Source organism: Pseudaquabacterium pictum, assembly GCF_005403045.1.
Classification (GTDB): Bacteria; Pseudomonadota; Gammaproteobacteria; order Burkholderiales; family Burkholderiaceae_C; genus Pseudaquabacterium; species Pseudaquabacterium pictum.
The window spans coordinates 22,507-48,647 of the sequence record NZ_BJCL01000005.1 but is presented as its reverse complement, the minus strand read 5'-3'; the positions used below and the strand labels follow the sequence as shown (position 1 = coordinate 48,647).

The 26,141-nt window shown below is 71.3% G+C and carries 20 protein-coding genes; 3 read left to right on the top strand and 17 right to left on the bottom strand.

Annotated elements, in window-relative coordinates; genetic code table 11:
• Positions 1 to 92 precede the first annotated feature (92 nt).
• A complete protein-coding gene (locus FFT10_RS11410) occupies positions 93 to 2,360 on the top strand; it encodes a TonB-dependent receptor (protein WP_137732955.1) in 2,268 nt (755 codons plus the stop codon).
• Positions 2,361 to 2,375: 15 nt separating this feature from the next.
• Here the strand turns inward: FFT10_RS11410 and FFT10_RS11405 are convergent, their stop codons facing one another.
• The 7 genes from FFT10_RS11405 to FFT10_RS11375 all read right to left on the bottom strand — a co-directional run bounded on the left by FFT10_RS11405 (position 2,376) and on the right by FFT10_RS11375 (position 12,345).
• On the bottom strand, positions 2,376 to 3,905 hold the full coding sequence (locus FFT10_RS11405; protein ID WP_137732954.1) for a sensor histidine kinase: 1,530 nt from the start codon (positions 3,903 to 3,905) through the stop codon (positions 2,376 to 2,378).
• A gap of 52 nt (positions 3,906 to 3,957) precedes the next feature.
• Positions 3,958 to 5,907, bottom strand: coding sequence for a methyl-accepting chemotaxis protein (locus FFT10_RS11400; protein WP_137732953.1), 1,950 nt, complete (start codon positions 5,905 to 5,907; stop codon positions 3,958 to 3,960).
• A 134-nt stretch (positions 5,908 to 6,041) separates the two neighbouring features.
• Positions 6,042 to 6,356, bottom strand: coding sequence for a high-potential iron-sulfur protein (locus FFT10_RS11395; protein WP_137732952.1), 315 nt, complete (start codon positions 6,354 to 6,356; stop codon positions 6,042 to 6,044).
• A gap of 109 nt (positions 6,357 to 6,465) precedes the next feature.
• Entirely contained in the window at positions 6,466 to 8,217 is a 1,752-nt protein-coding gene (locus FFT10_RS11390; RefSeq protein WP_137732951.1) for a PQQ-dependent methanol/ethanol family dehydrogenase, read from the bottom strand.
• 194 nt (positions 8,218 to 8,411) lie between these two features.
• Entirely contained in the window at positions 8,412 to 9,407 is a 996-nt protein-coding gene (locus tag FFT10_RS11385; protein WP_137732950.1) for a quinoprotein relay system zinc metallohydrolase 1, read from the bottom strand.
• Complete coding sequence (locus FFT10_RS11380; protein ID WP_137732949.1) at positions 9,407 to 10,201, bottom strand: quinoprotein dehydrogenase-associated SoxYZ-like carrier; 795 nt, start codon at positions 10,199 to 10,201, stop codon at positions 9,407 to 9,409. The genes FFT10_RS11385 and FFT10_RS11380 overlap by 1 nt, the downstream gene beginning before the upstream one ends.
• An 11-nt stretch (positions 10,202 to 10,212) precedes the next feature.
• The gene (locus tag FFT10_RS11375; protein WP_137732948.1) at positions 10,213 to 12,345 is read right to left on the bottom strand and encodes a TonB-dependent receptor family protein; all 2,133 of its coding nucleotides are present in this window, start codon (positions 12,343 to 12,345) and stop codon (positions 10,213 to 10,215) included.
• Between the two features lie 262 nt (positions 12,346 to 12,607).
• Between FFT10_RS11375 and FFT10_RS11370 the strand changes: the two genes are divergently transcribed.
• Positions 12,608 to 13,240, top strand: coding sequence for a response regulator (locus FFT10_RS11370; protein WP_137732947.1), 633 nt, complete (start codon positions 12,608 to 12,610; stop codon positions 13,238 to 13,240).
• Positions 13,241 to 13,258: 18 nt separating this feature from the next.
• On the opposite strand, the gene FFT10_RS11365 is transcribed toward FFT10_RS11370, so the two are convergent.
• From FFT10_RS11365 to xseB, 4 genes are read right to left on the bottom strand one after another with little or no spacing between them, the layout of a single operon-like run.
• A complete protein-coding gene (locus tag FFT10_RS11365) occupies positions 13,259 to 14,488 on the bottom strand; it encodes an SUMF1/EgtB/PvdO family nonheme iron enzyme (protein ID WP_228027070.1) in 1,230 nt (409 codons plus the stop codon).
• 22 nt (positions 14,489 to 14,510) lie between these two features.
• On the bottom strand, positions 14,511 to 16,424 hold the full coding sequence (dxs, locus tag FFT10_RS11360) for a 1-deoxy-D-xylulose-5-phosphate synthase (RefSeq protein ID WP_137732946.1): 1,914 nt from the start codon (positions 16,422 to 16,424) through the stop codon (positions 14,511 to 14,513).
• Positions 16,425 to 16,437: 13 nt separating this feature from the next.
• Positions 16,438 to 17,337: a polyprenyl synthetase family protein gene (locus FFT10_RS11355; RefSeq protein ID WP_137732945.1), complete on the bottom strand. Its 900-nt coding sequence runs from the start codon at positions 17,335 to 17,337 to the stop codon at positions 16,438 to 16,440.
• Complete coding sequence (gene xseB, locus FFT10_RS11350; RefSeq protein ID WP_137732944.1) at positions 17,334 to 17,585, bottom strand: exodeoxyribonuclease VII small subunit; 252 nt, start codon at positions 17,583 to 17,585, stop codon at positions 17,334 to 17,336. The genes FFT10_RS11355 and xseB overlap by 4 nt, the downstream gene beginning before the upstream one ends.
• Before the next feature lie 204 nt (positions 17,586 to 17,789).
• Between xseB and FFT10_RS11345 the strand changes: the two genes are divergently transcribed.
• Positions 17,790 to 18,959: an aromatic ring-hydroxylating oxygenase subunit alpha gene (locus FFT10_RS11345; RefSeq protein ID WP_137732943.1), complete on the top strand. Its 1,170-nt coding sequence runs from the start codon at positions 17,790 to 17,792 to the stop codon at positions 18,957 to 18,959.
• Positions 18,960 to 18,962: 3 nt separating this feature from the next.
• Here the strand turns inward: FFT10_RS11345 and FFT10_RS11340 are convergent, their stop codons facing one another.
• The 6 genes from FFT10_RS11340 to FFT10_RS11315 all read right to left on the bottom strand — a co-directional run bounded on the left by FFT10_RS11340 (position 18,963) and on the right by FFT10_RS11315 (position 26,121).
• A complete protein-coding gene (locus FFT10_RS11340) occupies positions 18,963 to 19,487 on the bottom strand; it encodes a MarR family winged helix-turn-helix transcriptional regulator (protein WP_228027069.1) in 525 nt (174 codons plus the stop codon).
• 6 nt (positions 19,488 to 19,493) lie between these two features.
• A complete protein-coding gene (locus FFT10_RS11335) occupies positions 19,494 to 21,284 on the bottom strand; it encodes an acyl-CoA dehydrogenase family protein (protein ID WP_137732942.1) in 1,791 nt (596 codons plus the stop codon).
• A gap of 12 nt (positions 21,285 to 21,296) precedes the next feature.
• Positions 21,297 to 22,031: an ABC transporter ATP-binding protein gene (locus FFT10_RS11330; protein WP_137732941.1), complete on the bottom strand. Its 735-nt coding sequence runs from the start codon at positions 22,029 to 22,031 to the stop codon at positions 21,297 to 21,299.
• A complete protein-coding gene (locus FFT10_RS11325; protein ID WP_137732940.1) occupies positions 22,031 to 23,803 on the bottom strand; it encodes a branched-chain amino acid ABC transporter ATP-binding protein/permease in 1,773 nt (590 codons plus the stop codon). The genes FFT10_RS11330 and FFT10_RS11325 overlap by 1 nt, the downstream gene beginning before the upstream one ends.
• A 1-nt stretch (position 23,804) precedes the next feature.
• Positions 23,805 to 24,842 carry a branched-chain amino acid ABC transporter permease gene (locus FFT10_RS11320; protein WP_137732939.1) on the bottom strand — a complete coding sequence of 346 codons (1,038 nt, stop codon included), beginning with the start codon at positions 24,840 to 24,842 and terminating at the stop codon, positions 23,805 to 23,807.
• Positions 24,843 to 24,972: 130 nt separating this feature from the next.
• The gene (locus FFT10_RS11315; protein ID WP_137732938.1) at positions 24,973 to 26,121 is read right to left on the bottom strand and encodes an ABC transporter substrate-binding protein; all 1,149 of its coding nucleotides are present in this window, start codon (positions 26,119 to 26,121) and stop codon (positions 24,973 to 24,975) included.
• Between the last annotated feature and the right edge of the window lie 20 nt (positions 26,122 to 26,141).

Sequence of the window (26,141 nt, the reverse complement as noted above, 5' to 3'; positions counted from 1 at the left end):
GCACAGATCGGGAAGTTTTCCCGGGTGCCCGGGCCCATGCTTTGCAGAGGCATCACCAGCTTTCCAACACCACAACGAGGAGACAGTTCCTGATGTTCCCACGCCTGCGCCACACCGCCCTGGCCGCCATTGCAGCCATCACCGCTTCCGGGCCCGCCACCGTGTCCGCCCAGAACGCCCCCACCGCGCAGGTGGAGGTGATCGGCACCTCGCCCCTGGCCGGCCTGGGCGTCGACCGCAACCTGCTGCCCTATGCCAGCCAGACGGTGCGCCGCGGCGCGCTCGACCAGGCCCAGGGCGACAACATGACCGACTTCCTGGCCCGCCGCCTGCCCGGCATGCAGGTCAACGACATCCAGGGCAGCCCGTTCCAGGCCGATCTCACCTACCGCGGCTACCGCGCCTCGGGCCTGCTGGGCGCGTCGCAGGGGCTGTCGGTGTACCTGGACGGCGTGCGCATCAACGAGCCCTTCGGCGATGTCATCAACTGGGACATGGTGCCCGAGTTCGCACTGCAGTCGCTCACCGTGCTGCCTGGGGCGAACCCCAGCTTCGGCCTGAACACGCTGGGCGGCGCCATCGTGCTGGAGACGGTGGACGGCCGCAGCGCCGAGGGCCTGCGCGCCGAGGCGGGCTTCGGCAGCCACGGCCGCCAGCGCGCCGAGGTGGGCCTGGGCCAGCGCCATGCCGATGGCTGGCACAGCTACGTGGGCGGCACGGTGTTCGACGAGAACGGCTGGCGCGACCAGTCGCCCGGCAGGCAGGCGCTGGTGCTGGCCAGGTTGGGCCGCAGCCAGGGCGGCACCGACTGGAGCGTGGGCCTGCTCGGTGGCAGCGCCACCCTGGTGGGCAACGGCCTGCTGCCCAGCGCCACGCTGGACGAGGACGGCAACCGCACGCCCGACCTGTACGCCACCTCGCGCAGCGCCGTCTTCACCCACCCCGACCGCACGAAGAACCGCCTGGCCCAGGCCACGTTCAACCTCAGCCAGCAGCTGGCTGCCGGCAGCCGCCTGCAGGCCCTGGCCTATGCCCGCAACAGCCGGCGCGACACGGTGAATGGCGACGGCGCGGACGACTTCGACCCGCTGGTGCCCGACGAGAACGCCTCGCTCAATACCACCGCCACCCGCCAGTCGGCCTGGGGCGCGGCACTGAGCCTGGCCCGGCGCAGCGGCGCGCACCAGTGGCAGGTGGGCGCCAGCGTGGATGCCAGCCGCGTGCGTTACCGCCAGCTGGAGCAGGAAGGCCGCTTCGATGCCAGCCGCGGCGTGCTGGCCGGCGATGAGGAGGCCGAGCTCAGCGCCTCGGTCACCGGCAAGAGCCTGCACCTGGGCCTGTATGCCACCGACACCTGGCAGCTGGCGCCGGGCACCCATGTCACCGCCACGCTGCGCGCCAACCGCAGCCGCGTCAGCAACACCCTGACCACGGTGGACGACGACACCGGCGTGCTGGAAGCCAAGCCCAAGGAGAGCTTCACCTACACCAGCCTGAACCCGGCGCTGGGCATCACGCAGCAGGTGGGCACCGGCCTGGCGGTGTTTGCGAACCTGGCGCGCAACACCCGGGTGCCCACCGTCATCGAGCTGGGCTGCGCCGATCCCGACGAACCCTGCCGCCTGCCGGTGGGCCTGCAGAGCGACCCCTACCTGAAGCAGGTGCGCGCCACCAGCCTGGAGGCCGGCCTGCGCTGGCGGCCGGCCCCGGGGCAGCGGCTGGAGCTGGCGCTGTTCCGCACCGACAACCGCGACGACATCGTCTTCCGCAGCGTCAGCGCGGTCAGCCAGCTGGGCTACTTCCAGAACTTCCAGCGCACCCGGCACCAGGGGCTGGACACGTCCTGGCAGGCGCAGTACGGCCCGGTAGCCGTCACCGCCAGCTACAGCCACCTGCAGGCCACCTACCAGGCCCACGGCCTGCTGCGCATGGGCGAACGCAACGTCACCATCACCCCGGGCACCAGGATGGCCGGCCTGCCGCGCCACAGCGCCAAGCTGGGCGCCGACTGGGCCCTGGGCCGCGGCCTGCGCGTGGGGGCCGACATGCAGATCGTCTCGTCACGCGGCGTGCAGGGCAATGAGGACGGCCTGCTGGAAGACGGCGCCACCGAGGTGCACCGCCTCTCCATCCCCGGCCACACCCTGCTGCACCTGCGCCTGCAGTGGCAGGCCACGCCGGCGCTCAGCGTGGTGGCGCGGGTGACGAACGCGCTGGACAAGCGCTACGAGACCTACGGCGCGCTGGCCGAGACGGTGTTCGACGCCCGTGGCAAATTCACCGGCAGCGAGGAAGACGCGCTGTTCGTTGCGCCCGGTGCGCCGCGCAGCCTGTGGCTAGGGCTGCGGCTGACGTTCTGACGGGGCGGTGGCGGGTCAGGCGGTCTGTGGCGGCGGCAGCAGCCGGGTGTCGAAGCTGGCCGCCAGGCACAGGCCGGGCCGGGCGCTGCCGGGCTGCCAGGCCGTGCAGCGCAGCTCGCCGCCCAGCGCCCACACCCGCTGCTGCAGGCCTGCCAGGCCGTTGCCGCGCGGCAGCACGGCATCGGCGCGGGGCGTGGTGGCGGTGGCCTGCGGCGGCAGGCCGCAGCCATCGTCCCAGGCCTGCCAGTGCAGCTGCAGCGGCGCACCGGGCTGGCGCCCGCCCTGCAGCTGCAGCCGCAGGCCGGCCCGCTGCGCGCCGGCATGGCGGGCCACGTTGGTCAGCGCCTCCTGGCTGATGCGGTAGACGGCCAGCCACAGCGGGCGCGGCAGCCACAGCGCCGCCGCATCGGCCGCGGGCCAGGGCTGCGGCTGGCCATCGGCGGCCAGCCAGGCCAGCTCCAGCCGGCAGGCCAGGCCGGGCTCGGGCCCGCTGCCCTGCCAGCTGTCCACCAGCGCCTGCAGCAGGTCGGTGCCGTTGGCCAGGCTCTCGGCCGGCGCGGCACCGGGCGCGGCCGGGCCGAAGGGCTGCAGCCGGCCGAGCAGCGAGCGGATGTCCTGCTGCACCAGGCCGCACTGCTGGGCCATGCCGTCGACCACCTGCTGCAATGCGGCATCACCGGCAACGCGGCGGGACAGCCAGGCCGCGTCCACCCGCAGCGCGGTGAGCCGCTGGCCAAACTCGTCGTGCAGATCGCGCGCCAGGCGGGCGCGCTCATCCTCCTGCAGCGTCAGCACCTGCTGGCTGAGCTGGCGGCGCTGGGCCTCGGCCTCGTCCAGCGCGGCGCCCAGGTGGCGCAGTGCGGCGGCCAGCGATTCCAGCTCACGCGTGGGCATGGTCGGCAGGGCCTGCACCTGGCGGGCGTCGTGGCCTTCGATGCCGGCAATCGCCTGCAGCAGCCGGCCCAGCGGCGCGAAGGCGCGGCGCACATTCCAGTGCATGGCCGCCAGCAGCCCGGCCACGGCCAGCAGCAGCAGGCCCAGCATGCCCAGCAGGCTGACCAGGGCCTCGTGCCGCTCGCTGTCATGCGAGGCCGCCAGCGACACCGACCAGCGGCTGCCATCGGCACGCTGCACCGGCCAGGCCACGCGGCGGTCATCGGGCACCGACAGCCAGTCCTGGTGCCATTGCAGCAGCCAGCGCAGCGGTGCGGGCGCGGGCGCGGCCGGTGGCGGGCCCAGCAGCAGCCGGCCATCCTGGGCATGCACCTGCAGCGACAGGTGGCGCAGCGGGTGCCCGGCCTGCAGCGCACGCAGCGCCTCGAGCGCGCTGCGGTCATCGGTCTGGCCCAGCTGGCCCAGGCGGGCCATGGCGGCGGCCAGGGTCATCGCCGCATCCACCTCATCGTCGATGTCATCGCCCATGCGGGCCAGGCCCAGCACCAGGGCCAGCAGCAGCACCAGGACGCCCACCAGGCTGGCCCGGCGCATCACCAGGCGGGGCAGGTCCAGGGGCGGGCTGCGGCGCGGCAGGGCGGGTCGTTGCATGCCGCCGATTGTCGGCGCCGGCCGCCCCGGACCGCGCCGCCCGGCAGCCGCGTCAGGCCGGCTGCGGCAGCTTGAACCTGGCCACCTTGGTGGCCAGCTCGCCGGCCTGGTCGTGCAGGGCCGCGGCGGCGGCGGCCGTCTGCTCCACCAGGGTGGTGTTGGCCTGGGTCAGCGCATCCAGCGCGGCCACGGCCCGGGCGGTGTCGTCCACCCCGGCCGACTGGCTGCGGGCACCGCTGGCGATCTGCGTGAGCAGCGCATCCATCTGGCGGGCACTGTGCAATGCCTCGCTGATCGACGCGCCGGCCTGCTGCACCACCTGGCCGCCGGCAGCCACCTGGCCGACGCTGTCGCCGATCAGGCGGCGCACCTCGCCTGCAGCCGCCGCGGCGCGCTGGGCCAGACCGCGCACCTCGGACGCCACCACCGCGAAGCCGCGGCCGGACGCGCCGGCCCGCGCCGCCTCCACCGCCGCGTTCAGCGACAGCAGGTTGGTCTGGAAGGCGATGCCGTCGATGGTGGCAACGATGTCGCTGATCTGCGCCGACGAGGCCTCGAGCCCCGCCATCATCTCGACCACCGATGCCATCACCGTGCCGCCACGCACCGCAGCGTCGGCATTGCGGGTGGACAGGCTGGCGGCCTGCTCGGCGCCCTGGGCGGTGTCGCGGGCGACGCCGGCCACCTGCGCCATCGCCGCGGCCGACTGCTGCAGCCGGGCCGCCGCCTGCTCGGTGCGGTTGCTCAGGTCGGCAGCGCCGCTGGCGATGTCGCTGCTGGCATGCACCAGGTTGTCGGAGGCGGACCGCACTTCGGTGACGATCCGGCGCAGCGCGCCCTGCATCTCGGCCAGCGACTGCATCAGGTGCGCCGCCTCGTCATTGCCCCAGGGCTGGGGCTGGGTGGTGAGGTCACCGCCGGTCATCGCCGCCAGATGGCGCCGCACTTCGCGCATGCCACCGCGGGTGACCAGGAAGAAGGCATAGAACAGGTAGGCGGCCAGCGACAGCGAGACCACCACCGTGGCCAGCGTGGCGGCGCGCTGGCGCTCCAGGCCGGCCACGCGGGTGGCCAGCAGCTGGTCCAGCGTCTGCAGCAGGCCCAGGTTGGCCTGCAGCTGGGCGGCCAGCACGGCCTGCCCGGCGGCGGTGGGGGCCAGGTCGGCGCCAGCCTCGGCACCGGCCAGCACCTGCTGCCGGGTGCTGGCCACCAGCGCCTGCACCGGGCCCAGCCAGTCGGCGGTGCGCAGCGGCTCGGCCAGTTCAGGGCTGGCGGCCAGCGCCTTGTCCAGGCCGGCCTTCAGGTTGTCGGCATGGTGGGCATGCACGGCGGCGGCTTCCAGCGCGGTGCGCTGCTGCGCCGGCCAGGCACTGCCGGTCTGGCCGGCCAGCACCGCCGCGCCGCGCAGCCGCTGGGCCATCTCCAGCATCGCCGGCAGGCGGAACAGGGCCGCGTCCATCACGTAGTAGCTGTCGATGTCGGGGTCCAGCGTCAGGTTGGAGCCGTCGGTGGCGTGACCGATCAGCGCCAGCACCGCATCCACCAGCGCGGTGTGCCGGGCCATCACGGCATCCGCCTGCCCGGCCTGCCAGCCCACATCGGCTGCAGCCGCCTGCAGCGCGGCATGCGCGGTGGCCGTGCCCAGCGCAGGGCCGAGCTCGGCCTCCACCACGGCCTGCTGCTGCAGCGCGGCCTGCCATGCGGCCTGCGCCGGCGCCCAGCCGGGTGCGGCAGTGCCGGCAGCGGCCGACAGCACGGCCTGCAGGCGCAGGTCCTGCGCGGCCTGCAGCAGCGGCAACGCCGCCTGGGCGTGGCGCACGCCCAGCCGCTCCTTGGCCGAGAAGCCGATGGCCGCGGCCTTGTCGGCCAGATAACTCCAGCCCAGCGTGGCCACCGGCACCAGGAACATCGCCGAGATGATCAGCGCCTTGGTGGCGAACAGCCGCCGGCGGAACAGCCGCACACCTGGGGACCAGGGGCCGTGGTAACGAAAGAACTCCATCCGGTGCACCTCCTGTGGGGACAACTGATCCCACGGTGCGAATGTTCCCTACACGGGTGTGGGGAAAACTCCGGATCAACAGGCGGCCGGCCGGCCAGTTCAGCCGTTCAGCGCCAGGCTGTCTCCGCGCCGGCTCAGCCGATCTTCTTCCAGGCCACGCACCAGCCGTTGGCGGCGATCTGCTTGCGGCCGAACATCGCGCAGCCGGCCCAGGCATCGCTGGCGCTGCCCTGCCAGAAGCCGCAGTTGTTGCACTTCTGGTCGGGCTTGTGCTGGGGGTACTTCCTGGTGTCGACCTTGGTGGTGTCGTGCTTGTAGCCCAGGCCGACGGCGGTCTCGTCGGCCTCGTCGACCTTGGCTTGTGCCTGCGCGCTGCCGGCAGCGACCACGCTGGAGACAGCGGCTGCGCGCAGCAGGAACACACGGCGGGGTTGTTTGGCTTGGAACATCGGAAATCTCCGGGGGTTGGCTGGACATCGGGCATGAAAAGGCCGCCCTCGGGCGGCCTGTGCCAGCGGGGTTGGGCAGCGGCCACGCGGGCCGCTGCAGGTCAGGGCATCACTTCGGAATCTTGAAGACCCAGACCGAGCCGCCCTGCTCGAGGTAGTTGACCTTCTTGGCCACGTCACCACCCCACAGCGGCACGGCGCCACCCCAGCCCGAGGCCACGGCCACGAACTGCTCGCCGCCTTCGCTCCAGGTCACCGGCGGGGCCACCACGCCCGAACCGGTCTGGAACTTCCACAGGATCTTGCCGGTCTTGGCATCGGCCGCCTGCAGGAAGCCTTCCGGCGTGCCCCAGAAGACCAGGTTGCCGCCGGTGGTCAGCACGCCACCCCACAACGGCGCGTTGTTCGGTGCTTCCCAGACGATCTTGCCGGTCTTCGGGTCGATCGCGCGCAGCGCGCCGATCGGGCCGTCGGACAGCGTCTTGATGGTGAAGCCGGCGCCCAGGTAGGCCGCGCCCTTCTTGTAGGTGATGGGCTCGTTCCAGATCTCCATGCCCCACTCGTTGGCCGGCACGTAGAACAGCTTGGTCTCCGGCGAGTAGGCCATCGGCATCTGGTTCTTGCCGCCCAAGAAGCTGGGCGCGGCGAACACCACGTTGCCCTTCTTGCCGTCGGCACCGGCCGTCGGGTCGCCGGGGCGGCCGTCGGGGGTGAAGTTCGGCCGGCCGGTCTTCAGGTCGATGCCCGAGGCCCAGGTGATCTTCTTGACGAACGGGAAGGCGTTGACCAGCTTGCCGGTCTTGGCGTCGTTGACGTAGAAGAAGCCGTTGCGGTCGGCCTTGCCGCCCAGGATGTTGCCGGCGCCGTCGTCGTAGGTGATGAACTCGTTGACGCCGTCGTAGTCCCAGCCGTCGTTCGGCGTGTTCTGGTAGTGCCAGACGATCTGGCCGGTCTTGATGTCGATGGCCACCGTGCTGGTGGAGTACAGGTTGTCGCCCTTGCGCAGGTGGCTGTTCCAGGGCGCCGGGTTGCCGGTGCCGAAGTAGGCCAGGCCGGTCTTCTTGTTGTAGGTGCCGCCCAGCCAGGTGGCGGCGCCGCCGGTCTTCCACAGGTCGCCAGGCCAGGTCTTGCCGGCGGTGCCGGACACGCCGTTGTCGCTGGCGTTGCCGTCCTTGTCGAATTTCTTGCCCATGTGGCCTTCGACCACCGGGCGCACCCAGACCATCTTGCCGGTCTTCGGGTCGCGCGCCTCGACGCGGCCGACCACGCCGAACTCGCCGCCGGACACGCCGGTCAGCAGCAGGCCACCGGCGATCAGCGGCGCGGCGCTGGCGCTGTAGCCGGCGGCGTAGTCGTCGATCTTCTCCTTCCACTCCACCTCGCCGGTGTCCTGGTTCAGGGCCACCAGCTGGGCATCGAGCGTGGCGAAGATCACCAGGTTGCCGTACAGCGCCGCGCCACGGTTGATCACGTCGCAGCAGGGCATGATGCCGTCGGGCAGGCGGTGCTCGTACTTCCACAGCTTGGCGCCGGTCTTGGCGTCCAGCGCGAAGATGCGGCTGTAGCTGGCGGTGACGAACATCTTGCCGTTGTGGATGACCGGCTGGCTTTCCTGGCCGCGCTGCTTCTCGCCGCCGAAGCTGAAGCTCCACACGGGCAGCAGCTTGGCCACGTTGCCGGTGTGGATGGTCTTCAGCGGCGAATAGCGTTGACCCTCCTGCCCGATGCCCCAGCTGAGCACGTCGCCAGTGGAACTGGCGTCGCCCTCGATCATGCGGTCGGTGACCGGCGGGGTGGCGGCCTGGGCGCCCATCGACGCCAGGCACAGGGGAACAAGCAGACTCAAGAGCTTCAGTTTCATGGTGGTCTCCTCCGGGAGGGTTGTCACACCGGGTGACAGGGCCCGGTGCTTCAGGAAGAATTCCCGGCACAAAGCGTGCCACCGCACCGGGGTGCCACGACGGCACCGAATTCCAGGGTCAACCCGAGTCAGGCTGTTCCAGCTTTGCACAGGGCGGCGGCGGCGCTGTGGCAGCCGGCGACCGACGCTGGGGCTCAGGGCCCCTTGGAACGCTGCAGCACGGCCCGCTCATAACCCGGGTACAGGTGGGCCACGTTGCGGGTGTACTCGGCCGGCCAGGCCGCCCAGCGGGCAAAGGCCTCCGGCGGCGCCGCGCGCAGCACCTCGTTCATCTCCCAGCCCAGGGCGGCCCAGCGGCTGAAGCTGCCGTCCAGCCACTGCAGGTAGTCACGCGTCTGCTGCAGGCCGCGCAGGCCGGTGTGCACCGGGCCGTGGCTGGGCACCACCGTGCCCGGCTTGAGGCCGGCCAGGGTGTCCAGCGTGGCCAGCCAGGCCTTGGGGTCGGCATGGGGCGTGGTGGGCACGCGGTCAGCGAAGACCAGGCCGCCGACGAAGGCCACGCCGCTGGTCTTGTCGACCAGCACCAGGTCGCTGGCGGTGTGGCCGCGGTACTCGCGCAGCTCGAACTCCCGCTGGCCGATGCGCAGCGGGCCGGGGCCGATGGTCTGGGTGGGCAGGCGCGCCTCGGTGCCCTTCATCCAGTCGCCGCACAGGCGGTAGAGGTTGGTCTCGTAGCTGGCCGCCTCGCGCTGCATGCCGGCGCGGGTGGCGGCGGTGGCGGCGATGGGCACGTTGGCGAAGGCCTGGTTGCCGAGGAAGTAGTCGGGGTGCAGGTTCAGATGCAGCACCTGCACGATCGGCTCGCGCGTGGTCCGCTCGATCAGCGCGCGCAGCTGCTCGCCATACAGCCGGCTGGTGCCGGTGTTGATCACCAGCACGCCGGCACCGGTGGTGATGAAGCCGGTGTTGATGATGTTGCAGCCGTTGGCGGGCGTGAAGTCGGCGTTGGCGCCTTCGACCACGTACACGCCATCGGCCAGGGCGCGGGCCTTGAGGCCGTAGTCGAGCCGGGCGATGTTGACCTGCGGCGGGCCGGCCGGCGCCTGCTGCGCCGACACCGGTTGTGGCGCGGGCAGGGCCAGCAGCGAGGCGCACAGCACCAGCGCGCCTGGGACGATCGAGCGGCGCATCAATCCACCTTGCTGTCGATGCGGTTGCCGTTGTTGTCGACACCCACGATGCGCAGCGGCCCGGGCGGGGCCTTGGCGAAGTCGAAGCTGAACACCGGGTTCTCGCTGACCGGCTCGAAGGTCTGGATGCGCAGCAGCTCGCGGTCAACGGCATCGCGCACGCTGAGCCTGCTGACGAAGAACGCCGGGATGCCGCCGACCAGGCCGGTGTCCATGGGGTGCATGATGCGCACACGCAGCCGCGCCGCGGCGTCGCCGCCGGGCGTGCTGGCCAGGCCTGCGAACACCCGGCCGCTGACCTGGCCCAGCGTCTGCGACCAGCTGCCGTCGGCCCGGGTGGCGCCGGAGACCGTGCAGCCGCCGCCGGCCGAATCGACCCAGGTGCCGCCCACATGCCACAGGCCGTCGGCCGTCTGCACCAGGGCGCGCACCGGCGAGGCCTGCTCCAGCTTGAAGCGGAAGCTCACCGCCGGCTGGGCGGCCAGCGGCTGCAGCTCCAGCACCTTGCGGATCGGGTTGCGGTCGACCAGCACCACGATGCGCTGCACGCCGGGCAGGTCGGTCGCCACCGTGATCGGCACGTTCATCGGGTCTTCGGCAAAGGCCGGGCCCTGCACCTTGACGCGGGCATCGAACACCGTGCGTGCGCGCGGGCCGAGGAATTCCTTCTTCAGCTCGGGCCACTGGAAGGACTGGAAGGGGTCGCCGTCGAACTGGTCCCGCGGCGCCGCGGCCTGCAGGGCTGCCGACCACGGCAGCGCCCCGGCCGCCAGCAACAGGTGACGCCGCTGCATGGCCCTGCGCCTCAGAACCGGTGCTGCCAGCGCGCCGACAGCAGCAGGCTGCGCGGGGCGCCGGGCTCGTAGAAGCGGCCGTTGCCATCGTTGACGATGACGCTGCCGACATGGTCGCGGTTGAACAGGTTGTCCACCCGCGCCAGCAGTTCCAGCGAATCGGCCGCGCCCAGCGCCAGCCGGCCCGACCAGCGCAGGTGCGCCAGCGCGTGGCCCGGCGCGGCGGCGGTGTTCAGGTCGTTGGCCATGGTGCGGGCCGTGGCCCGCCATTCCAGCGCCCACTCGCCGCCCAGCGGGCCGGTGCGCCAGGCCGCCTGGGCCCAGGCCAGGGCGCGCTGGGTGCCGGCGATGCGGTTGCCCGCGGGCACCGCCACGGCCGGATTGGCCGTGGTGGGGCACGGCGCCGACGTGCAGGTGCTGAAACCATCGGCGTACTCGGCCTGCAGCCACGACAGCGCAGCCTGCAGCTTCAGCCCGGTGGCCGGCCGCCAGGTGGTGGCCAGCTCGGCGCCATGGCGCTTGGTGCGGCCCACGTTCTGGAACGACGACCGGCCGCCGGTGTTGCTGCGCACGCCGATCTCGTCGTCGGTGTTCACCACGAACACCGTGGCGTCCACGTCCAGCGCCGCGCTGCGCCACTTGCTGCCCAGCTCGGCCTGGCGGCTGGTCTGGCCCTGCAGGGTCTTGTTGAAGCCGGAGTTGTCGGCGCTGTAGGCCAGCTCGCCGAGGGTGGGCGATTCAAAGCCGCGCGCCACGCTGGCATGCAGCACCCAGCCCGGCGCGGCGGTGTAGCGCAGGCCCAGCACCGGGTTGGTGTAGTCGAAGCGCAGGCTGCCGCTGTCGTTGCCGTTCAGCCCGCTGATGTAGCGGTCGTTCACGTCGATGGCCACCCGGCCGCTGCGCACGCCGGCGGTGGCGCTGAGCGACGGGCCCAGCGCCCAGTCGGCCTGCAGGAAGGCATCGCGGCTCTCGGCGGTGTTGGTCTCGTCGCGGCGCAGCCGGCCCTGCACGCCCAGCGCGGTGGGCGCGGCACTGGTGCCGGTGAAGTTCTCGTAGCCCAGGCGGTCGTCGGTCTGGCGCTCCAGCGCCACGCCGGCCACCGCGTCCACGCCGGGCCAGCCGAACTGCAGACGGGCTTCGACGCCCTCGTAGCGGCGGTCGAAGTCGATCACGCCGCCGCCGTGGCGCACATTGGCCTGGGTGGCTGCGGGAATGGCCAGGTACTGCACCACGCTGCGCTGGCCGCTGTGCAGGCTGAGGCTGCTCTCGCGCAGCACGCCACCGTCGGCGAACTGGTGGCGCCAGTTCACGCCGGCCTGGGTCTGGGCGATGGTCTTGCGGGTGTTGAACTGGGTGGCCACCGCGGCCGTGCCCTGCGGGTCGGCACGCAGATCGGCTGCGCTCAGGCCCAGCGGATCCTGCGCATCCTGTGCATGGTCGGAGACCAGCAGCACGACGCGGTCGCTGGCGCCCTGCCAGCCCAGGCGCACATTGGCCAGGCGGCGGTCGGCCGCGCTCTGCGGGCGGAAGCCATCGGTCTCCAGCGTCGACAGGCTGGCCCGCAGGTCGAACCCCTGGCCCAGCGGTGCGGCCACGCTGGCACGCGCCTGGCGCAGGCCGAAGCTGCCGGCATCGGCGCCCAGCTCGGCCTCGGCACGGGTGACCGGGGCGCTGAACAGCGCGATCACGCCGCCCGAGCTGTTGCCGTAGAGCACCGAGAACGGCCCGCGCAGCACCTCCACCCGCTGGGCGCCGGCCAGGTCGAAGTGGGCCACCTGGCCCTGGCCGTCGGGCATGGTGGCGGGGATGCCGTCGGTGTACAGGCGCAGGCCGCGCACGCCGAAGCCGGCGCGGGCGCCGAAGCCGCGGGCGCTGATCTGCAGGTCCTGCGCGTAGTTGTTGCGGTTGTTCACCACCAGGCCGGGCACGGCCACCAGGGCCTCGGACAGGTTGACCATCGGCCCGGCATTGCGCAAGGCGGTGGCATCGATGCTGGTGATGGCAAACGGCGCGTCCATGACCCGCTGGGCACGCGGCGAGCCGGTGACCACCACGGTCTCGGTCTGAGCCCAGGCCGGGGCGGTGGCGCAGGCCAGCCAGCAGGCGGCGGCCAGGGTGGTGCGCAGGGGAGTCGACGGTCTCATCAGCAGGGGTCTTGGAATTGCCCGCCAGGTGCGGGACAGGGATCTGGCCGTTGCCCAGGGGCAGCCGGCATCGTTGGCACGCATCAGACCGTGGCGTGGTGCCATCACCAAGCCCGCGTTTTCCCGCGCATTGCTTCAATTCGGATCAACGGCGCTTGCATTTGGTATCGTCGTGTCAGGCGCAACGGACGCCTGCCATTTCCAGGGAACACCATATGCGCACTGCGCAACGCGCTCGGGCCAACATGGAAGGACACCGGCCATGACCCGCATCTACCTGGTCGACGACCAGCTGATCCTGCGGGACGGCCTGCACGCCCTGCTGGAGACCGCCGGCCACCAGGTCGTCGGCGAAAGCAGCGACCCCACGCAAGCCGTCGTCGAGGCGCAGCAGCAGCAGGCGCAGGTGATGCTGCTGGACCTGGGCCTGGGCGAGCGCTCCGGCTTCGAGGTGCTGCAGGAGCTGAAGAAGCGCGAATCGCCGGTCCGGGCCGTGGTGCTCACCATGTCGGCCCAGCCCCGCCATGTGGCCGAGGCGGTGCGCCTCGGCGCGGCCGGCTACGTGCTGAAGGACGCGGGCGCGGCCGAGTTGCTGCAGGCCATCGACACCGTGGCCGCCGGCCGCCGCTTCTTCGGCCCGCAGGTGGCCGACCTGGCGCTGCAGGCGCTGACCAACGACGCGCCGGCCGATCCGTTCGCGATCCTGTCGCCGCGCGAGCGGCAGATCGTCACCATGGTGGTCAACGGCCTCAGCAGCGCGGCCATCGGCACGCAGCTGCACCTGTCGCCCAAGACGGTGGACACCTACCGCAGCCGGGTGATGGCCAAGCTGGGCGTGGCCGGCGTCACCTCGCTGGTGCGGTTGGCGGTGCGCGAAGGCCTGGTCGAGAAATAGCGCCGGGCTGCAGCGGCGCTAGACCGCGCAGCTGCGGAAGCCGACGAAACCCTCGTCGCGCCCGGCGGCCACGGCCTCACGGGCGCGTGCATGCCGCAGCCGCGGGCTGCCCCAGGCGCTGGCGCCGCGCTGCACCCGGTTGGCGGCGGCATCGGCTGGCCAGGCCGCACCGCCCGGGTAGGCGCGGGCACTGCCCGCCACCCATTCGGCCACCTCGCCCCAGGCAAAGCCGCGCGCGCCGGCCAGCGTGGCCGCCAGTTCCCATTCCGCCTCGGACGGCAGCCGCCGGCCAGCCCAGCGGCACCAGGCCTCGGCCTCGTGGGCGCTGACATGCAGCGCGGGCTGCGCACCGGGCAGGCGCTGCAGCCGGCCGCCGCGGCGCGCCAGCACGCCGCCGGACACCTGCTCCACGTAGCGCGGTGCGCGGCGGCCGCTGGCTTCCAGCTGATCCCAGCCGGCCTCGCTCCACCAGCGGCGCTCGTCGTAGCCGCCATCGTCGACGAACTCGGCGAACTGCGACCAGCACACCGGCTGCACATCGATCTCGAACGCCGGCACCTGCACCGCATGCGCCCAGCGCTCACCAGCCGGCACGAAGCCACCGGGTGGCGAGCCGAGCTGGAAACGCTGGCCGCCCAGCACCAGCGGCTCGCGCCGGGCGCGGCTGGGCAGGGCCGGCCAGAGGCCGCGCTCGACCAGCGCCTGCTGGCGCTCGGGCGCCAGGTCCAGGGCCTGCACCAGCACCGCCAGCTGCTCCCCCAGGCGGTCTTCGTGGTGCAGCACCTGGCGGTAGACATGCAGGGCCTCGTCGCCATCACCGGCCTTGTCCAGCAGATCCAGCGTGGTGTCCAGCGTGTCGGCCAGGTACTGCCGCAAGGTCTCGGCATCGGGGCCGCCGGCCTGCCAGCGGGTGGCGCGGCTGCTGGCCGCGGGGTCGAACCAGGCATCGGCCTGCGGGTGCACCGAGGCCAGCCGCAAACCGCCGGGGTCGGCCGCTTCGCCGCGGCCGCGCTGCACATGCCGCGCCACCCAGAATTCCTGGGTCCAGCCCGCCTGGCCGGCCAGCCACCAGGGCGGGTCGAACCCATCGAAGACGGCTTGGAACTGCAGGTCGTCGAAGGCCGACAGCCAGCCGAGCGTGCGGTTGCGCGCGTCCATCAGCGCCAGCTGCAGCAGCGATGCCGGCGCACGCCGCATCGCCACGGCGTCGTGCACCTGGGCGTCGATCAGCCCGGTGGCGAGGCTCACTGCAGCACCGGCGCGTGCCGCATCAATCGTTGACGGCAGGCTTGACCAGCGACAGCCCGGCGCCGAAGCGCTTGCGCACCGAGGCCTCGATGCCGGCCGCATCCAGCCCCACCAGCGCGATCAGCTTGGCCGGGTCACCATGCTCGAGGAACTCGTCGGGCAGGCCCAGGTGCAGCAGCGGCATGCTGACGCCGGCCGCGGCCAGGCATTCACCGACCGCACTGCCGGCGCCGCCGGGCAGGCAGCCCTCTTCCACCGTGACCAAGGCGTCGTGCGTGCGCGCCAGCTCCAGCACCAGGTCGGCATCGATGGGCTTGGCGAATCGCATGTTGGCCACGCTGGCGTCCAGCTTGTCGGCGGCGGCCAGCGCCGCATGCAGCACCGTGCCGAAGGCCAGGATGGCCACCCGCCGGCCCAGCGCCGGCTGCGGGCCGGCACTGCGCCGCAGCTCGCCCTTGCCCCAGGGCAGGGTGTCGAGGTTGGCCTCGGGCCGCTTGCCGATGCCGGCGCCGCGCGGGTAGCGCACGGCCACCGGGTGGTTGCGGGCGAAGGCGGTGGACAGGGCCTTGCGGCACTCGTCCTCGTCGGAGGGTGTCAGCATCGCCATGTTGGGGATGCAGCGCACATAGGCGATGTCGTAGGCGCCGCAATGGGTGGCGCCATCGGCACCGACGATGCCGGCGCGGTCGAGCGCAAACACCACCGGCAGGTTCTGCAGCGCCACGTCGTGGATCAGCTGGTCGTAGCCGCGCTGCAGGAAGGTGCTGTAGATCGCGACCACCGGCTTGAGGCCCTCGCAGGCCAGGCCGCCGGCGAAGGTGACGGCATGCTGCTCGGCGATGCCGACATCGTGGTAGCGCTTGGGGAAGCGCTGCTCGAACTCGACCATGCCCGAGCCTTCGCGCATCGCCGGGGTGATGCCGACCAGGCGCTCGTCGGCCGCGGCCATGTCGCACAGCCACTGGCCGAAGACCTGGGTGAAGGTCATCTTGGGCGCGCTGGCGGGCGGCGTGATGCCGACGCTGGGGTCGAACTTGCCGGGGCCGTGGTAGTTGATCGGGTCGTTCTCGGCCAGCTTGTAGCCGTAGCCCTTCTTGGTGACCACATGCAGGAACTGCGGGCCCTTCTTGTCGCGCAGGTTCTCCAGCGTGGGGATCAGCGCGTCCAGGTCGTGGCCGTCGATCGGGCCGACGTAGGTAAAGCCCAGCTCCTCGAAGATGGTGCCGGGCACGACCATGCCCTTGGTGTGCTCCTCGAACCGGCGGGCGAACTCGTAGAGCGGCGTGTTCTTCAGCACGCTCTTGGCGCCCTCGCGGGCGGCGCTGTAGAAATTGCCGCTCATGAGCCGCGCCAGGTGCTTGTTCAGCGCGCCCACCGGCGGGCTGATCGACATGTCGTTGTCGTTGAGGATCACCAGCAGGTCGGCCGGGCCCACGCCGTGCGGCGCGCCGGCGTGGTTGAGCGCCTCAAAGGCCATGCCGCCGGTCAGCGCGCCGTCGCCGATCACCGCCACCGCGCGGCGGTGCTCGCCCTTCACCTTGGCCGCATGGGCCATGCCCAGCGCCGCCGAGATGCTGGTGGACGAGTGGCCGGTGCCGAAGGTGTCGTACTCGCTCTCGGCGCGCCGCGGGAAGCCGCTGATGCCGTGCAGCTGCTTGAGCGTGGGCATTTGCTCGCGCCGGCCGGTCAGGATCTTGTGCGGGTAGGTCTGGTGGCCCACGTCCCAGACGATGCGGTCCCAGGGCGTGTTGAACACATAGTGCAGCGCGATGGTGAGTTCCACCGTGCCCAGGTTGGACGACAGGTGGCCGCCGGTCTTGCTGACGCTGTGGATGACGAAATCACGCAGCTCGTTGGCCAGCCGGCCCAGTTCGCCACGCGACAAGCGGCGCAGGTCGGCCGGCTCGTTCAGGGTGTTCAGCAGGGAGGATGGCATGCGGGGAACCTTGTTAGCTGTGCCGGTCGACGACCATGTCGGCCAGCAGGCGCAGGTGCTCGGCGTCGGCCAGGCCGCCGCGTGACAGCGCCTGCAGCGCCTGCTGGTGCAGGGCCTGGGCCTGGTGGCGGGCCTCGTCGAGGCCCAGCACGGTGACATAGGTGGGCTTGTTGGCGTCCAGGTCCTTGCCGGCGCTCTTGCCCAGCGTGGCCGAGGACTGGGTGACATCGAGGATGTCGTCGACCACCTGGAAGGCCAGGCCCAGGGCGGCGCCGTAGTCGCTGAGCGCGGCATGGGCGGTTGGATTGCAGCCGCCGGTGGCCGCGCCCATCAGCACGCTGGCCTGCAGCAGGGCGCCGGTCTTGCGGCGGTGCATGTCGCGCAGCGCGTCCTCGGCCAGCGGCTTGCCGATGGACGCCAGATCGATGGCCTGGCCACCGGCCATGCCGGCATGGCCGGCGGCGCGGGCCAGCAGGCTGCACAGCCGGGCCTGCAGCGCGGGTGGCATGGTCTCGGCATCGCCGTCGTCGGGTGTCAGCACCTCGAAGGCCAGGGCCTGCATCGCGTCACCGGCCAGCATGGCCGCGGCCTCGCCGTACTGCACATGCACCGTGGGCTTGCCGCGGCGCAGCACGTCGTTGTCCATGCAGGGCATGTCGTCGTGCACCAGGGAGTAGGCGTGGATCAGCTCCACCGCCACCGCGGCGCGCAGCGCGGCGGCCAGGTCACCGGCCACCGCTTCGCAGGCGGCGCGCACCAGCAGCGGCCGCAGGCGCTTGCCACCGTCGAGCACGCCGTAGCGCATGGCCAGGCCCAGGCCGGCGGGTGCGTCGGCCGGCACCCAGCGCGACAGGGCAGCCTCCACGCGCTGCAGCTCCTGCTGCACCCAGGTCTCGAAGGCGATCTGGCTCATTCGGTCACCCAGTCCTTGAGCTGGCCGTCTTCCAGCACCTTGACCTGCTGCTCCACCGCCTGCAGCCGGGCGCGGCACAGGTCGAGCAGCTGGGCGCCGCGGCGGTAGTTGTCGAGCAGGGCATCCAGCGGCAGCTGGCCGCCTTCCATCGCGCTGACCAGCCGCTCCAGCTCGGCCAGGGCGTCCTCGTAGCGCGGGGCGTCGCGGGGCGGGCTGGTGTCGTCGGCGGGCGGCGCGGAAGGGGGCATGGACGGGTGGCCCGGGAAAGGGCGCACTTCTTGGCAGAGCATTGATTCTAGACACGCCCTGTCGCCGTGCGGCGACAGTCGACGGCTACAATCCGCGGCGCGGCTGCCCCCATGGGGCGGCCGTTTTCATCAGCATTGACCATGCCCATCCGCGGGGCCACCGGGTGGGGGGCCTTGACATCCACGCTGGAGATCCCGGGGATCATGTCGGACCTGAGCACCAGACTCGAAGCTCTTGCACGCACGCACCGACTCGACGAGCGGTCCGAGCGGTCGCAACTGTCTGTCACCACCTATTTCTCGGACGAACTGTTCAAGCGCGAGCTGGAACTGATCTTCCAGCACGGGCCGCGCTACCTCGGCCATGAACTGGCCGTGCCCGAGGTGGGCGACTACCACGCCCTGCCCCAGGAAGGCGAAGGCCGCGCCCTGGTGCGCACCGCCAACGGCGTGGAATTGCTCAGCAATGTGTGCCGCCACCGCCAGGCGCTGATGCTGCGTGGCCGCGGCAACACCCGCCACACCGCGCCGGGCCACAGCGGCGGCAACATCGTCTGCCCGCTGCACCGCTGGACCTACAGCACCACCGGCGAGCTGCTGGGCGCCCCGCTGTTCCAGCAGGACCCCTGCCTGAACCTGCAGCGCTACAAGACGCGCACCTGGAACGGCATGGTGTTCGAGGACAACGGCCGCGACATCGCCACCGAGCTGGGCCAGGTGGGCCCCAAGGCCGACCTGGACTTCACCGGCTATGTGCTCGACAAGGTGCATGTGCACGAGTGCGACTACAACTGGAAGACCTTCATCGAGGTCTACCTGGAGGACTACCACGTCGGCCCGTTCCACCCCGGCCTGGGCCGCTTCGTCACCTGTGACGACCTGAAGTGGGAGTTCAGCCCGCACCATTCGGTGCAGACGGTGGGCATCAACGACTCACTGCGCCAGGCCGGCTCGCCGGCCTACAAGCGCTGGCACGAGGCGGTGCTGGCCCTGGGCAACGGCCAGCCGCCCAAGCAGGGCGCGATCTGGCTGACCTACTACCCGAACATCATGGTCGAGTGGTACCCGCATGTGCTGGTGGTGAGCACGCTGTACCCCAAGGCGCCGCAGAAGACGGTGAACATGGTGGAGTTCTACTACCCCGAGGAGATCGCCGCCTTCGAGCGCGAGTTCATCGAGAGCGAGCAGGCCGCCTACATGGAAACCTGCGTCGAGGACGACGAGATCGCCCTGCGCATGGACGCCGGCCGCCGCGCCCTGATGGAGCGTGGTGATGACGAGGCCGGCCCCTACCAGAGCCCGATGGAAGACGGCATGCAGCACTTCCACGAGTGGTACCGCCGCGTCATGGGCATCGGCCGAGCCCCTTGGTGAAGACTACCGGCCTGCCACCTTCCGCAGCAGCTCGATCAGCATCAGCCGCTCGGCACGGCTGAGCCGGTCGTCCAATTCACGCTCCATCGGGGCTGCCGCCTCGCCGGCGGCCTGGGTGAGGCTGCGGCCGGCTTCGGTCAGCACGATGTTCTGGCTGCGGCCGTCGGTGGCGCTGCGCTCGCGGCGCAGCAGATCGCGGTCCTGCAGGCGGTCGAGCAGCAGCGTGAGGTTGGGGCCGGACAGCGCCAACGCCTGGCCCAGGCGCTTGGGCGTCAGCGGGCCGTTGGCCAGCAGCAGCAGCAGCAGCGAGTACTCCACCTTGCGCAGGCCATAGGGCTGGCCGATGTGGCGCTCGAACATGTCGACCGTGGTGACCGCGGCCTGGGCCACGTGGTAGCCCAGCACATCGGACAGCACGCCCAGGGACAGCGGCTGGTCTGCGGTGCGCCGCGTCGACGGTGCCACCGGCATGGCGGCACGGGCCTCAGGGGGCTGGTCGAGCGGTGCGCGGCGCGGCATCGTGGGCATGCGCGATCAAGCGGCCAGGAAGGGCAGCGCCAGCCCGGGCTGGGTGGCGCGCTGCCAGTGCACCTGGGCCTGCGGCAGCAACCACTGCAGGCCGAAGGTGGCCGATTGCAGCCACTGGTCGGCCGACCGGGCCCCAGGCACCGCGGGCTGAGGGGCCTGCACCGCCGTGCGGGCGATGCGCGCCCAGGCCCAGGCCAGCAGCGCATGGCCGACGCCGGCCAGCACATCGTCGGCCACGCGCAGCGGGTGCTCGGCATCGGCGCTGCGGCCGGCCTGCAGGGCCTGCAGCGCCTGCTCCCACAGCGCCAGCTGCTGGGCCAGGGCATCGGCAAACGGCTGTAGCGCCGGCCGGCTGCGGCAGGCCGCGGCCTCGGCGGCCAGGTCGGCCATCAGCGCGCGGGCGCGGGCGCCGCCGTCGTCCAGCAGCTTGCGCTGCACCAGGTCGATGGCCTGGATCTCGTTGGTGCCTTCGTAGACCATGGCGATGCGGCTGTCGCGCACCGTCTGCTCGATGCCGTAGTCGCGCACATAGCCGTAGCCGCCCCAGACCTGCAGCGCCTCGTCGGCACTGCGGTGGCCCAGCTCGGTGAACAGGCTCTTGGCCACCGGCGTGAGGATGGCCACATGGCCGGCGGCGGTGGCGCGGCGGGCGGCATCGGGGTGGTGTTCGGCCTCGTCGAGCAACAGCGCGCACCAGTAGGCAATGGCGCGGCAGCCATCGGTGCGGGCCTGCAGCGTCCACAGCGTGCGGCGCATCGCCGGGTGCCAGGCGATCGGGTCGGGCCCGGGCGCTGCAACAGCATCAGCCGGGCGCACGGCGGCGCGCATCTGCAGCCGCTCGTTGGCATAGCGCCAGGCGTTCTGGGTGGCCGCCTCCAGGTGGCCCACGCCCTGCATCGCCACATGCAGGCGGGCGGCATTCATCATCAGGAACATGGCCGCCAGGCCACGGTGGGGCTCGCCGATCAGCCAACCGTCGGCGGCATCGAAGCGCATCTGGCAGGTGGCGCTGCCGTGGATGCCCATCTTGTGCTCGATGCCGTCGCAGACCACGGTGTTGCGCGCGCCATCGGGCCGCAGCTTCGGCACCAGGGCCAGACTCAGGCCCTTGGTGCCCGCCGGCGCGCCAGCCAGCCGGCAGAGCACCAGGTGCACGATGTTGACGGTGAGGTCGTGGTCGCCGCCGCTGATGAAGATCTTGCTGCCTGACACCTGCACCGGCACGCCGTTGGCCGCCTCGCCAGCGACCACGGTCGCCTGCGTGCGCACCAGGCCCAGATCGCTGCCGGCCTGCGGCTCGGTCAGGCACATCGTGCCCAGGGCTTCACCGCTGACCAGCTGGTCGAGGTACAGCGCCTTCAACTCGGGCGTGCCATGGTGCAGCACGACCTCATACGCGCCGTGCAGCAGGCCGGGGTACATGGTCCAGCCATGGTTGGCGGCGGCCAGCATCTCGAACAACGCCATGTTCAGCACCTGTGGCAGGCCCTGGCCACCGGCATCGGAGCTGCAGGCCAGCGCCGGCCAGCCGCCATCGACGAAGGCCCGGTACGCAGCACGGAAGCCCGGCGGCGTGGTCACGCCCGCAGGCGACCAGGTGCAGCCTTGCTGGTCGCCCGCCGCGTTGGTGGGCGCCAGCACCTCGCCGGCAAAGCGGCCGGCCTGGGCCAGCACTTCTGCCGCGGTGTCGGCGTCCAGGTCAGCCAACGCCGGCTGGGCCGCCCAGCTGGCGGGCGCATCGAGCACCCGGGTCAGCAGGTGCAGCATGTCGGCCACCGGGGCCTGGTAGGTCCACATCAGCGGGTGTCCTCAGGCGGACTTGCGTGCGCTGCCGAGATAGGTCTCGATCACCCGCGGGTCGGTCGCCAGGTCGCTGGCCGGCCCTTGCACCGAGAACGCCCCGGTCTCCAGCACATAGCCGTGGTCGGCCACCTCCAGCGCGGCGCGGGCGTTCTGCTCGATCAGCAGGATCGACACGCCCTGCTCGCGCAGGCGCTCGATGATGCGGAAGATCTCGCGCACCACCAGCGGCGCCAAGCCCAGGCTGGGCTCGTCGAGCATCAGCAGCTTGGGATCCGACATCAGCGCCCGGCCCACCGCCAGCATCTGACGCTCACCACCCGACAGCGTGCCGGCCAGCTGGATGCGGCGTTCCTGCAGCCGCGGGAACAGGGTGTAGACCCGCTCCAGCGCGCTGCGCCAGTTCGGCACCTTGCGCTTCATCGCCCGGTAGCCGCCGAGGATCAGGTTGTCCTCCACCGGCATGGTGCCGAACAGCTCACGCTTCTCGGGCACCAGGGCCAGGCCCAGCATCACCCGTTCTTCCAGCGTGACGTCGGCCAGGTCGGTGCCGTCGAACACCACCCGGCCGCGGCTGGGCAGCACGCCCATCAGCGCGTTCAGCGTGGTGGTCTTGCCGGCGCCGTTGGGGCCGATGATGGTGACCACCTGGCCCTGGGCCAGCTGGAAGTCCAGGCCGCTCAGCACCTCGGCGCGGCCGTAGCCGGCGTGCAGGCCCTGCACTTGCAAGAGAGGCGCGGTCATCAGTGTTCAGTCCCCAGGTAGGCGGCACGCACGATGGGGCTGGCCTGCACTTCGGCCGGCGTGCCCTCGATCAGCCGGGTGCCGAACTCCATCACCACGATGCGGTCGGTCAGGCCCATGACGAAGTCCATGTCGTGCTCGACCAGCAGGATCGACAGGCCCTCGGCCTTCAGCTGGCGCAGCACGCCGGCCAGGGCCTGCTTCTCCTGGTGGCGCAGGCCGGCGGCGGGCTCGTCCAGCAGCAGCAGCGCGGGGTCGGTGCACAGCGCCCGGGCGATCTCCATCAGCCGCTGCGGGCCCAGGGCCAGGTTGCCGGCCAGCTCATGCATCTGGTGGGCCATGCCGATGCGCTGGAGCTGCGCCTCGGCCTCGGCGAACAGGCCGCGCTCCTCGCTGCGGTCGAGCCGCAGCATGGCCTTCAGCGTGCCGCTGCGGCTGCGCAGGTAGCCGCCCAGGGCCACGTTCTCCAGCACCGTCATCTCCGGGATCATCTTGACGTGCTGGAAGGTGCGCGACATGCCGGCCTGCGCGATCTGCCGCGACGACAGCCCCCCCACCGGCTGGCCGCGGAAGCGCACAGCGCCCTTGGTGAGGCCCAGCACGCCGGTGATCAGGTTGAAGGTGGTGCTCTTGCCGGCGCCGTTGGGGCCGATCAGGCCGACGATGTCGCCGGCGCGGATGTCGAAGCTGATGTCATTGACCGCCACCAGGCCACCGAACTCCTTGCGCACCGCCTGCACCTGCAGCAGCAGCTCGCCGCGCTGCGGCTTGCTGCGTGCGGGCAGCGGCGGTGCGTCGGCCCAGTCCTTCTGCCGCGCCGGCTTGGGGAAGCGCTTGGCGACAAAGCTCCACAGCCCCTCCGGCGCGTACTTCAGCACCACGATCATCACGATGCCGAAGACGATGACCTCGAAGTTGCCGCTGGTGCCGATCAGCCTGGGCAACAGCACCTGCAGCTGGTCTTCCACCAGCTTGACCACGCCCGCGCCCAGGAAGGCGCCCCAGACATGGCCCACGCCGCCCAGCACCGCCATGAAGAGGTACTCAATGCCCTTGTTGATGCCGAAGGGCGACGGATTGACGGTGCGCTGGAAGTGCGCGTACAGCCAACCCGAGAGGGCCGCCAGGATGGCCGCCAGCACGAACACCACCAGCTTGTAGCGGAAGGTCGAGATGCCCATGGCCTCGGCCATGGTGGTGCCGCTCTTCAATGCCCGGATGGCGCGGCCGGGCCGGCTGTCCAGCAGGTGCAGCGCGGCCAGCGCGGCGGCCAGCGCAAACGCCCAGATCAGCACATACATGCCCTTGCCGTCGTTCAGCGCCAGGCCGGCCACGGTGATCGGCGGCACGCCCATCAGGCCGTCGTACTTGCCGAGGAAGTCCATGTTGGCCATGGTGTAGTTCAGCGCCAGGCCCCAGGCGATGGTGGCCAGCGGCAGGTAGTGGCCCGACATGCGCAGCGTGATCGCACCCAGCACCAGGGCCACGGCCACGCTCAGGCCGATGCCGACCAGCAACGTCAGCCAGGGCGAGATGCCCAGCTTGGTGGCCAGGAAGGCGGCCGTGTAGGCGCCGACGCCGACAAACGCCGCCTGGCCGAACGAGGTGAGCCCGGCCACGCCGGTCAGCAGCACCAGGCCCAGCGCAGCGATGCTGGAGAGCCCGATCATGTTGAGCTGCGTCACCCAGAACGGCGGCAGCGGCAGCAGCGGCAGCACCAGCAGCATCAGCGCTGCAAAGCCGTAGAAGCCGTAGCGGTGGAGCGCCTGCATGTCAGTGCTCCTCCGAATGCGGGTCACGCAGGCTGCGCCACAACAGCACCGGCAGGATGGAACCGAACACGATCACTTCCTTGAATGCACTGGCCCAGAACGAGCCGAAGCTCTCCAGCAGGCCGACGACCAGCGCGCCCAGCAGCGCCTGCGGGTAGCTGGACAGACCGGCGAACACCGCCGCCACGAAGCCCTTGAGGCCGATGAGGAAGCCGCTGTCGTAGAACACGGTGGTGGTGGGGCCGATCAGCAGGCCCGACAGCGCGCCGATGAAGGCGGCCACGGTGAAGGTGAGCGAGCCGGCCGAATCCGACGAGATGCCCTGCAGCCGCGCGCCCAGCCGGTTGACTGCGGTGGCCCGCAGCGCCTTGCCCTGCAAGGTGCGCTCGAAGAACAGCCACAGCGCCACGATCAGTGCCACCGACGCCAGGAAGATGATCACCGTCTGCCCGCTCAGCGTGAGCGGGCCGATGCTGAAGCGCGCATCCCAGAAGCTGGGGTTGCGGAAGCCCTCGGCGCCGAAGAAGAACAGGCCCAGGCCCAGCAGCGCGAAGTGCACCCCCACCGACACGATGAGCAGCACCAGCACGCTGGCATCGGCCAGCGACTGGTAGGCCAGGCGGTAGATCAGCGGGCCGAACGGCGTGACCAGGGCCAGCGTCAGCAAGGCCTGCAGCAGCAGCGGCAGCTTCAGCGGCGCGGCCCAGATCGCCACCAGCGAGATGGCCACCGGGTAGACCACGATGCCGGCCAGCCGGCGCAGCAGCCGGGTGGGCGGCAGATGGGCCTTCAGGCCGGCGGCCAGCTCGGCCACCGCCGCCACGCCGGCCATCACCAGCAGGAACCACACCGTGCCCGGCACCAGGCCCTGCTGCAGCATGGCCAGCGTCAGCGCGCCGAAGGCGACGAACTCGCCCTGGGGGATGAAGATGATCCGCGTGACCGCGAACACCAGCACCGTGGCCAGCGCCAGCAGCGCATAGATGGCGCCATTGGTGGCGCCGTCCAGCGCCAGGATGCTTGCGATCGAGAAGTCCATCACTGCCTTGTTCTTGCGCGCCGACGGTTGATCCGCGCCGCCGAAACCCAACGGACGCCGCGGAACCGGCTTCGCCGGGCCGCTGGCGTCGCCCCCTTGAGGGGGCCGGCGAAGCCGGTAGGGGGTGGGCTCAGTTCGCCAACGCCCAATCGCCGTTCTTCACCACCAGCATCACGCCGGTGTCCAGCGTGTAGCCCCAGTGGTTGTCCTTGGTCCAGTTCATCATGCCGTGGGCGAAGGGCGTGGGGCCCATGGTCTCGATGGCGTCCTTCAGCGCGGCGCGGAACTCCTTGGTGCCGGGCTTGGCCTTCTTCAGGGCCACCGGCACCACCTTCTCCAGCACGATCTGCGCGTCATAGGCATGGCCGGCAAACTGGTTGGCGGTGTTGTTGCCGTAGGCTTTCTCGTAGCGGGCGACGAAGTCCTTCGCCAGCTTCTTGCTGGGGTGGCTGTCGGGCAGGATGTCGCCCACCATGGCCGGGCCGGAGACCACGAACGAGCCTTCCACGTCCTTTCCACCCACGCGCATCAGGTCCATCGTGGCCGCGGCATGGGTCTGGTAGATCTTGCCCTTGTAGCCACGCTCGACGATGGCCTTGTGCGGCATGGCCGCACCCGAACCCGAAGCCACCACCAGCATCGCATCCGGGTTGGCGGCGGTGAGCTTCAGGGCCTGGGCGGTGACGCTGGTGTCGGCCCGGGCAAAGCGCTCGGTGGCCACGATCTTGATGCCGTTCTTCTCGGCCTCGGCGGTGATGGCCTTCAGCCACAGCTCGCCATAGGCATCGGTGTAGCCCAGGAAGCCGATGGTCTTGATGCCCTGCTTCTTCATCAGGTTGACCATGGCATGGGCCATCACGTCGTTGCTCTGCGGCAGGCGGAAGGTCCAGGCATCGCCGCCGGGCGGCAGGCCCACCGGGCTGGCGGCCAGCTGCACCGTGCCGCTCTCGGCGGCCACCGCGGCCATCGGGCCGGCCACCGGCGTGGCGGCAGAGCCGATGATGATGTCGACCTTGTCCTCGGTGACGAAACGCTTGGCGTTCTGCACGCCCTTGGTGGGATCGGTGGCGTCATCGAGGATGATGACGTTGAGCTTCTCGCCGGCGATGGTGGCCGGGAACAGCTTGAAGAAGTTGGCCATCGGGATGCCCAGGCCCGAGGCCGGCCCGGTCAGCGGCAGCGAGATGCCCACGGTGATGTCGGCCAGTGCGGGCACGGCGGCGGTCAGGCTGGCGATGGCGGTGGCGGCGGCCACCAGGGTCTTGCGGAACGGTGTCATGGTGGATGTCTCCTTGGGGG

What these genes read in the sequence shown, in the direction of transcription:
- FFT10_RS11410 (WP_137732955.1), top strand. Translation starts at nt 93, where the DNA reads ATGTTCCCACGCCTGCGCCACACCGCCCTGGCCGCCATTGCAGCCATC.
- FFT10_RS11405 (WP_137732954.1), bottom strand. Translation starts at nt 3,905, where the DNA reads ATGCAACGACCCGCCCTGCCGCGCCGCAGCCCGCCCCTGGACCTGCCC.
- FFT10_RS11400 (WP_137732953.1), bottom strand. Translation starts at nt 5,907, where the DNA reads ATGGAGTTCTTTCGTTACCACGGCCCCTGGTCCCCAGGTGTGCGGCTG.
- FFT10_RS11395 (WP_137732952.1), bottom strand. Translation starts at nt 6,356, where the DNA reads ATGTTCCAAGCCAAACAACCCCGCCGTGTGTTCCTGCTGCGCGCAGCC.
- FFT10_RS11390 (WP_137732951.1), bottom strand. Translation starts at nt 8,217, where the DNA reads ATGAAACTGAAGCTCTTGAGTCTGCTTGTTCCCCTGTGCCTGGCGTCG.
- FFT10_RS11385 (WP_137732950.1), bottom strand. Translation starts at nt 9,407, where the DNA reads ATGCGCCGCTCGATCGTCCCAGGCGCGCTGGTGCTGTGCGCCTCGCTG.
- FFT10_RS11380 (WP_137732949.1), bottom strand. Translation starts at nt 10,201, where the DNA reads ATGCAGCGGCGTCACCTGTTGCTGGCGGCCGGGGCGCTGCCGTGGTCG.
- FFT10_RS11375 (WP_137732948.1), bottom strand. Translation starts at nt 12,345, where the DNA reads ATGAGACCGTCGACTCCCCTGCGCACCACCCTGGCCGCCGCCTGCTGG.
- FFT10_RS11370 (WP_137732947.1), top strand. Translation starts at nt 12,608, where the DNA reads ATGACCCGCATCTACCTGGTCGACGACCAGCTGATCCTGCGGGACGGC.
- dxs (WP_137732946.1), bottom strand. Translation starts at nt 16,424, where the DNA reads ATGCCATCCTCCCTGCTGAACACCCTGAACGAGCCGGCCGACCTGCGC.
- FFT10_RS11355 (WP_137732945.1), bottom strand. Translation starts at nt 17,337, where the DNA reads ATGAGCCAGATCGCCTTCGAGACCTGGGTGCAGCAGGAGCTGCAGCGC.
- xseB (WP_137732944.1), bottom strand. Translation starts at nt 17,585, where the DNA reads ATGCCCCCTTCCGCGCCGCCCGCCGACGACACCAGCCCGCCCCGCGAC.
- FFT10_RS11345 (WP_137732943.1), top strand. Translation starts at nt 17,790, where the DNA reads ATGTCGGACCTGAGCACCAGACTCGAAGCTCTTGCACGCACGCACCGA.
- FFT10_RS11340 (WP_228027069.1), bottom strand. Translation starts at nt 19,487, where the DNA reads ATGCCCACGATGCCGCGCCGCGCACCGCTCGACCAGCCCCCTGAGGCC.
- FFT10_RS11335 (WP_137732942.1), bottom strand. Translation starts at nt 21,284, where the DNA reads ATGTGGACCTACCAGGCCCCGGTGGCCGACATGCTGCACCTGCTGACC.
- FFT10_RS11330 (WP_137732941.1), bottom strand. Translation starts at nt 22,031, where the DNA reads ATGACCGCGCCTCTCTTGCAAGTGCAGGGCCTGCACGCCGGCTACGGC.
- FFT10_RS11325 (WP_137732940.1), bottom strand. Translation starts at nt 23,803, where the DNA reads ATGCAGGCGCTCCACCGCTACGGCTTCTACGGCTTTGCAGCGCTGATG.
- FFT10_RS11320 (WP_137732939.1), bottom strand. Translation starts at nt 24,842, where the DNA reads ATGGACTTCTCGATCGCAAGCATCCTGGCGCTGGACGGCGCCACCAAT.
- FFT10_RS11315 (WP_137732938.1), bottom strand. Translation starts at nt 26,121, where the DNA reads ATGACACCGTTCCGCAAGACCCTGGTGGCCGCCGCCACCGCCATCGCC.